Here is a 1,357-nt window from a genome sequence, read left to right on the forward strand (position 1 = left end):
TGGTCGGTCGGGAGGGGGTGGCGGGTGGGCTCCCCCCCCGGGGGGGGGGGGGGGGGGCGCGCCTCGCCGCAGGGGGGGGGGGGGGGGCCGGGACTGTTCCCGGCCCTCACCCCTGTGCCTGTCGGCAACGCGAACGGCGCCGTCGTGCACCGTCCGGAGACGCGGGAGTGGGTGAACGGCCCGCTTGAGGAGGTCCGGGCGCCCGCACACGTCCCGCGCCCCAGGACCGTGCACGACGGCGCCGGGAAGCGGGGGCCGGCCCGTCCCAGGTGGGAACGTCCCGGCCCTTCTGCATCCGATTCAACCGGAACGCCACTGTGCGGACCACTGGAGTGCAACACCACGCGGCCGTCCACCTGTTGGACGATCGGACAGGACCGCGCAGTGCGGCGCGGGCGGGGGCGGGGTCGGCCGAGCTGTGCGGCGACCCGTCAGAGGTCCTTCTGGTAGCCCTTGTCGTCGTCGGAGTCGTAGACCAGCTTCCCGGTGCCGTCGTAGCCCTTGATGTGCGGGGTCCGGGTCACGGGGCCGGTGAGGAGGCCGGTGGCGGCGAACCAGCCGTGGTCGAGCGCCGCGTCCACGGCCGGTCCGTCTCCGTACGAGACGCTCACCCGGGCGACCGAGGGGGCGAACGTGCCGATGCTGCCCCAGCGGTACGGCAGCTTCCAGGCGTGGCCGTCGAGCATGGCCTGCCGGTACAGCTTGCCCCCGTTGATGTCCGGGTTCACCAGGCCCTCCGGGCCGCCCGCGCGCGGGTCGGCGCTGCCGGACTGGAGACCGGAGGTCTTGCCGTCGGTCTGGTGGCAGATGAGCCGGGTCGGGTGTGCGCCCTGGCTGACGCCGACGACCGAGATGCCGTCGCCCGGGGAGTTGTCGTCCCCGGTGCTCTTCACGGCGAGCAGGATGCGGTAGTCGGCGAGGGTCCCGTCGTCGTGGACGGGCCGGTTCGGGCGTGCGCCCTGCGTGCCCTGCGTGCCCTGCGCGGCCGACGGCGGCGGGCTCTGCCACCGGGCCTGCATCTCCTTGTCGTAGTCCAGGCACTGACCGAGCGCGGTGGCGGCCTGCTCGAAGGTGATGCCGTCGGCCAGCTGGGCGGCCGTCGCCGGAGGCTGCGGCCCGGCCGGCGTGGGCGTGGCGCTGGCCGTGGGCGTGGCGCTGGGCGTCGAGCCGGGGGAGGGGGCGGCCGTGCCGTCCGCCGTCGCGGCGAGCCCCGTGGCCGGGCGGGTGTCCGAGTGGCCGCGGGCCGTGAGGAGCGTCGCGCCCGACAGCACGGCCAGGACGACCACCCCGGCCGAGAGCGCGGCGGGGGGGGGGCCGGCGGGGGCGCGCGGGGGGGGGCCCGGCGGGGGGGGCGCGA

1 protein-coding gene is annotated in these 1,357 nt (G+C 76.9%); it reads right to left on the bottom strand.

All coding sequences use genetic code 11. The features are described 5' to 3' along the window. Positions 1–431 precede the first annotated feature (431 nt). On the bottom strand, positions 432–1,357 hold a 926-nt coding region (locus ACFV4F_RS41420), incomplete at its 5' end, for a hypothetical protein (protein WP_380510845.1).

Source organism: Kitasatospora sp. NPDC059722 (genome assembly GCF_042733235.1).
Classification (GTDB): Bacteria; Actinomycetota; Actinomycetes; order Streptomycetales; family Streptomycetaceae; genus Kitasatospora.